Source organism: Robertmurraya sp. (genome assembly GCF_036676585.1).
In the GTDB taxonomy this organism is placed as follows: domain Bacteria; phylum Bacillota; class Bacilli; order Bacillales; family Cytobacillaceae; genus Robertmurraya_A.
The window spans coordinates 1-5,847 of record NZ_JAKFCQ010000046.1 but is presented as its reverse complement, the minus strand read 5'-3'; the positions used below and the strand labels follow the sequence as shown (position 1 = coordinate 5,847).

Sequence of the window (5,847 nt, the reverse complement as noted above, 5' to 3'; positions counted from 1 at the left end):
TCTTGATTCACAGATGGTGGTGTTCCCTCCATTAGTATATGAAGAGAATGAGAAATGACACCCCATGCACTACGTAAAATTAATAAAGCAACAATGACGGAAATAATGGGATCCGCGATATACCATCCAAACAGTAGCATCACGATTCCAGCAATAATCGCCCCAACAGACCCTAACGCATCTCCTAATACATGTAAATAGGCACTTCTCACATTGACATTATCTTTCACATCACCATTTCGTAATAAAGACCAAGCGCTAATTAAATTTGCTCCGAGACCAATACAAGCAATGAGGATCATCGTACCGCTTGCAACAGTCGGAGGTTCAAAAAATCGTTCAAATGCTTCCCAAACGATAAAACCAGCAATAACAAATAATGTGGCCCCATTAAAAAGGGCGGCTAATACTTCAAAACGGTAAAATCCAAACGTTTTCTTTGGTGTAGCCGGACGAGAAGCAATCCAAAGAGCAACCACACTAAGCAGCAAAGAGCTCGCATCACTAAGCATATGCCCCGCATCTGACAATAGTGCAAGACTATTGGTAATTAATCCTCCAAAAAACTCGGCGAACATAATTCCCGTTGTAACAAATAAAGCGATTAATAACCCCTTTTTGTTTCCTTCCCGCTGCGAATCAAAATGATCATGGCAATGGTCATGTCCATGATGGTGATGATGCCCATGACCGTGGTGATGATGGTGATGACCCATGTGAATTCCTCCTAATTACAATTAATATGGGAAAGGACTTGCTGAAGAATCGTGATAACATGTTCGTCATCGTAAGAATAGTACAAGGTGCTTCCTTCCCGACGATATTTGACTAATCGGAGCTTTCTCAGTGTGCTAAGTTGATGTGAAACGGCAGATTGAGTCATCTCAAGTACTTCCGTAATATGACTCACAGAGCATTCCTCTTGGGAGAGTAGATATAAAATTTTAATTCTTGTTGGATCAGCTAGTGCTTTAAAAATCCTTGCAGCTTCATCCGCTGTTGTTTGGTTAAGAAAAGAATGATCAGTACGTTCCATCATCTAGCTCCTTTAATCAGTAATTTAACATATGAGCATATGTTCATATATGTATAGTATCATAAAGTTGGTCATTTGGTGATAAAAAAAACTTGAATTCTCAGAAATTTATTTTGGAACAAATGCGAAAAAGTGATAACATGGTAGAATACAATATGCTTTCGTTCGGTTAAGTATAGGAGTGAACGTTGGAGTGATGACAGTGACATTAAGAGAAGTTCCGTTAAGAGAGAAAAGTATCGTATTTATCGGTTTCATGGGTGTGGGGAAAACAACCATTGGAAAATTAGTAGCTAAAAAGCTTTATCGTGATTTTATAGATATCGATCAAGTGATCGAAGAAGAATATGGTGCACCGACTTCAGAAATTTTTAAACAAATTGGGGAAAAAGCCTTCCGAGCGAAAGAAAAAGAAGTAATTACTGAATTAAGCAAGAAGAAGCTTTCTGTTCTTTCTTTAGGGGGTGGTGCGTTTCTTCAAGAAGATATAAGGGAAGCGTGCTTGAAAAATTGTATCGTATTTTTCCTAGACTTATCGTGGGAATATTGGAAGGATCGTATTAGTTTAATTATTGATTCAAGACCGGTTCTTCAAGGTCGGAATATTGATGAAATATTGGAGCTTTTTAATAGTAGACAAGAGATCTATCAATACCACCATTCAAAGGTAAAAACCGATACTCAGGAAGCAGATGAGATCGCGGATTATATCGTCGATTCTTTAAAAGTTGCTTGGGATATTTATGAGCCAAGATAATATGTGAGGAAAAAGCCATTCAACTGAATGGTTTTTTCTGTTTTTATTAGAATTTTTAATAGGGACAGCCTATGAATCAGGCTGTTTTTTTCAATTAGACTTTCCTTTCTCTCCCCCATACAATTAAGGCATAACATGAATTCATGATAGAAAAAGAAAAACTTTGTTCATTCTTGTGAATTATTTCACAATCAAACAGCTAGGAAAACAACATTTCAATTGGAGGCAAGGAACATGGCAGATTTAGGACGGATCGATGGTAGAACAAAATTAATTGGACTTTTAGCAACCCCAATCGGACACTCATTATCACCAGCTATGCAAAACATGTCATTAAGAGAGCGTGGTTTAAATTATGCATATATGGCATTTGAGGTAGGAAATGAGCAGTTAGCCGATGTAGTAACAGGGATGAGAGCGTTAGGAGTAAGAGGCTTTAATGTATCCATGCCAAATAAAACGAAAATCCTTCCATTATTAGATGAACTTTCTCCTGCTGCTCAGTTTACGGGTGCAGTGAATACAGTGGTAAACGAAAATGGAAAGCTAACTGGTCATATTACAGACGGAACAGGATATATGAGAGCATTAAAAGAAGCAGGTGTGGACGTCGTTGGCAAGAAAATGACCTTGATGGGTGCTGGTGGAGCAGCGACTGCGATTGCGATTCAGGCAGCCTTTGATGGAGTAGCTGAAATCTCAATTTTCAACCGTGAGGACGACTTTTACCATCGAGCGTTAAAGAATGCCCAAATCATTAACGAAGAAATAGAAGGAATCAATTGTAAGGCGACGGTTTACAATCTTGATGATGCCGATCGTTTAAAGGAAGAAATTGCAACTAGCGATATTCTTACAAATGCAACAGGTGTAGGAATGAAACCGTTAGAAGGTGACAGCGTGGTGCCAGATGCATCTTGGTTAAGACCAGAGCTCATTGTATCTGATGTCGTATACATTCCACGTAAAACAAGATTACTAGAATTAGCAGAAGAAGCTGGTTGTGCGAAAGTAATCAATGGTTTAGGCATGATGCTTTGGCAAGGTGCAGCAGCATTTAAGCTTTGGACTGGCGAGGATATGCCTGTTGAGTATGTAAAAGAGCAAATGTTTTAAAAGAGAAAGGAATAGTATTCCTTTCACTAATAAATAAATTTTTTTCATTAATAATGTGAAGTGATTCACAAATTTGAAAGGAGAAGAAGGTATGGAGACAAATAAAAAATATTACCCAATCGCTTTTGCACTTTATTTTACTTATTTAGTACACGGAATTGGAGTATCCATCTTAGCGCAATACAAGCAGAATTTTGCAGAAAAATGGGGGGCTACCACATTAACGGACGGTACATTTGACGTTAGTATGGTGCTTACGGTCATTGCTGCATTAGGTTTGGGACGTTTAATCTCGCTTCCCATTGCAGGTCCACTGTCAGATAAGTTTGGACGAAGAGTATCTGGATTAATTGGTATTACAGCTTATGTCACTTATTTTATTGGTCTTGTATTCTCACCAAGTATGTATGTTGCCTACGCATTTGCTTTACTAGGCGGAGTGGCGAACTCTTTCATAGATACAGCGGTTTATCCAGCCATCATGGAAATTTTTAAGAAAAAAGGCGATGTGGGAAATCTATTTGTAAAGTTCTCGATTTCCATTGGACAATTTTTGCTTCCATTTATGATTGGTTTTGTAGCAGCAAATACTATGCCATTTACAACATTATTCTATTTATCAGCGATTCTTTTAGCAGTAGCAGGGGTACTAATGGCGGTTTTACCATTCCCTCCAATGTTGGTGAAAGTTGAAAAAGCAGACTCTAAAAAATCAGAAAAGGTAAAGCTAACAGGACCAAGTTTGGCGATTGTGATTTTAGGATTTACCGTTACTTCTACATTTATCTTGTGGTTAAATGCGAATCAGGAATTAGGAAAACTATACGGTTTAGCGGACCCAAGTAAAATTCAATCGTATTATGCACTTGGTACAGTTATTGCAATTCTAGTCACATCCTATTTAATTAACAAAAAAATTCTCCAATCGGTTCAAGTCGTTGCTCTATACCCAGCGATTGCTGCCGTCATGCTGCTAGTGATTTACTTTGTGAAAGTACCTTCGATTTTATTAGTCGGTGGATTCGTCCTTGGGTTTACTGCTGCAGGTGGAGTTCTTCAATTAGTCACATCTTTAGCTGTAGAACTATCACCAGCAAACGGTGGAAAAATGACCTCGATCGTTATGATCGCTTCAAGTCTCGCAAACTACACGATTCTAACAGCTGCAGGAGCAATCACGAAAGCTGGCGGAGTAAATGGCCCATTGTATCTTCTATTGTTTAACTTTGCCATCACAGCCATCGGTGTCGGACTTGCTGTATATGTGAACAAGAAGTATGCAGAAAAGGCGCCAGCTCCGGTTAAAATGGCGAGCTAAAAAAGGAAATGGCACTAATCGTACGTATTAGTGCCATCCCCTATGATTATGGAAAGTTCTCAAATTAGACAATTTGATTTCAAAAAGTAGACGCATTTACAACGTAATAAATATCTTAATATTGATATAATATGCTCATGTTCTCACAAGGTGTACTTTACTTAAGAAGAAAGGAGTGCTGAAAATGAAAAATAAATACTCTTTCACTGCAATTGGCTGCTACATCAACTATTTTGTCTTTGGCATGGCCTATATTATGATTGCACAAAATATGTCTTTCTTAACGGAACAATTCCACACAGATAAAGCCGGAATCAGCTTTATCATTTCGGCGTTTGGACTCGGTCGACTATTATCACTCTATTTAGGTGGTGTATGGTCAGATAAGATTGGAAGAAAACCATTTATTGTCGCTGGTTGTCTTTTGTTTGCTGTCTTCCTAATAGGTATTCCACTTAGCCCAAACTATGTAATGGCGATTGTCTTTGCTTTCTGTGGTGGATTGGGTAATGCATTTTTAGATGCAGGAACGTACCCAACGTTAATGGAGGTTTTCCCAAAGACAGCTGGATCAGCTACGGTTGCTTTAAAGGCATTTATTTCTTTCGGCTCTGCTTTACTTCCATTACTGATCGCCTTTTTTATTCAGCATGATATTTTTTACGGAGCATCGTTTTTTATTCCAGCCATCATTTTCTTGGTATCAGGTTTCATGCTAGTAAAGGCAAAGTTTCCTAATCATAAAGTTAGCGCAGAAAGTACGGATAGTGGCCCACCTGTCGTCTTCTATACAAAGCCTAATTTTATGATTGAAGGAGTGGCCATTATCGTTATTGGTTTTACTGCTCCAGCTCTTCTTTATTTAATGAATATTTGGATTCCCACTTACGGGCAGGAAATGATAGGGATGTCTTTAGTTGATTCGTTAAAGCTGATGTCTTATTACAGCTGGGGAGCTCTTCTCTCCGTCATCTCTTTAGCATTTTTAGTAAGAAAGACCATTCGTCCCGTAACCATTGTTCTTGTTTATCCGATATTATCATTTTTGTCGATTTTGGCATTATTGACTTTTAAAACACCCGTGCTCGCAATGATTTCTGCATTTCTTATCGGCTTCTTTCTAGCAGGTGTTCTTCAACTAGGATTAACCGTATTATGCGAGTTCTTCTGGGATCGTAAAGGCTCAGTAACAGGAATTATGTACACCGCAACAGGCTTAGCAACGACCCTTATTCCGATGGTATCAGGATTCATCACCAGATATGTGGATATTCATGGCGTATTTGTGTTTGCACTTCTCGTCAACTTCATAGGAATCCTCGCAGCAGGTGTTGTTTTCTTCCAATATCGTAAACTAACAAGCTTAAAGCAACAGCAACTAGCCGCATAAGAAAAGGCAACCACATTGATTACGGCTGCCTTGTTTTATTTTGCCTGGAATTTTCTTTGGAAAAGATCGAATAGCATCATTTTGTCTCGAAGCAACGCCGAACATGGCTGTTGTCCCATGGGATAGGCCCATGTATACTTATCGCAAACTGGACATTTTCCATCTTCTTTAAAATGATGAATAATGTTCATAGGAAAGCCGAATTTATCTCCCCCAACTAGCATTTGATA

7 protein-coding genes are annotated in these 5,847 nt (G+C 38.5%); 4 read left to right on the top strand and 3 right to left on the bottom strand.

The window, feature by feature from the left end:
• Positions 1–716 (bottom strand): cation diffusion facilitator family transporter (locus tag ACGLXV_RS05700; protein ID WP_391557879.1); only part of this gene is annotated, 716 nt, incomplete at its 3' end.
• Between the two features lie 11 nt (positions 717–727).
• Positions 728–1,036 carry an ArsR/SmtB family transcription factor gene (locus ACGLXV_RS05695; RefSeq protein WP_119709725.1) on the bottom strand — a complete coding sequence of 103 codons (309 nt, stop codon included), beginning with the start codon at positions 1,034–1,036 and terminating at the stop codon, positions 728–730.
• 196 nt (positions 1,037–1,232) lie between these two features.
• On the opposite strand from ACGLXV_RS05695, the gene ACGLXV_RS05690 reads away from it, so the two are divergent.
• From ACGLXV_RS05690 to ACGLXV_RS05675, 4 genes are all read left to right on the top strand, one after another.
• The gene (locus ACGLXV_RS05690; RefSeq protein ID WP_162927851.1) at positions 1,233–1,793 is read left to right on the top strand and encodes a shikimate kinase; all 561 of its coding nucleotides are present in this window, start codon (positions 1,233–1,235) and stop codon (positions 1,791–1,793) included.
• A 234-nt stretch (positions 1,794–2,027) separates the two neighbouring features.
• Entirely contained in the window at positions 2,028–2,909 is an 882-nt protein-coding gene (locus ACGLXV_RS05685; protein ID WP_391557878.1) for a shikimate dehydrogenase, read from the top strand.
• 91 nt (positions 2,910–3,000) lie between these two features.
• Positions 3,001–4,227, top strand: a complete 1,227-nt coding sequence (locus ACGLXV_RS05680; RefSeq protein ID WP_391557877.1) for an MFS transporter — start codon at positions 3,001–3,003, stop codon at positions 4,225–4,227.
• 184 nt (positions 4,228–4,411) lie between these two features.
• Entirely contained in the window at positions 4,412–5,617 is a 1,206-nt protein-coding gene (locus ACGLXV_RS05675; RefSeq protein ID WP_391557876.1) for an MFS transporter, read from the top strand.
• A gap of 35 nt (positions 5,618–5,652) precedes the next feature.
• On the opposite strand, the gene ACGLXV_RS05670 is transcribed toward ACGLXV_RS05675, so the two are convergent.
• A partial coding sequence (locus ACGLXV_RS05670; protein WP_391557875.1) for a hypothetical protein occupies positions 5,653–5,847 on the bottom strand: 195 nt, incomplete at its 5' end.

Bases quoted from the DNA above. Each gene is read 5' to 3' on its own strand.
- ACGLXV_RS05680 (WP_391557877.1), top strand. From the start codon at position 3,001: ATGGAGACAAATAAAAAATATTACCCAATCGCTTTTGCACTTTATTTT.
- ACGLXV_RS05690 (WP_162927851.1), top strand. From the start codon at position 1,233: ATGACAGTGACATTAAGAGAAGTTCCGTTAAGAGAGAAAAGTATCGTA.
- ACGLXV_RS05685 (WP_391557878.1), top strand. From the start codon at position 2,028: ATGGCAGATTTAGGACGGATCGATGGTAGAACAAAATTAATTGGACTT.
- ACGLXV_RS05675 (WP_391557876.1), top strand. From the start codon at position 4,412: ATGAAAAATAAATACTCTTTCACTGCAATTGGCTGCTACATCAACTAT.
- ACGLXV_RS05695 (WP_119709725.1), bottom strand. From the start codon at position 1,036: ATGGAACGTACTGATCATTCTTTTCTTAACCAAACAACAGCGGATGAA.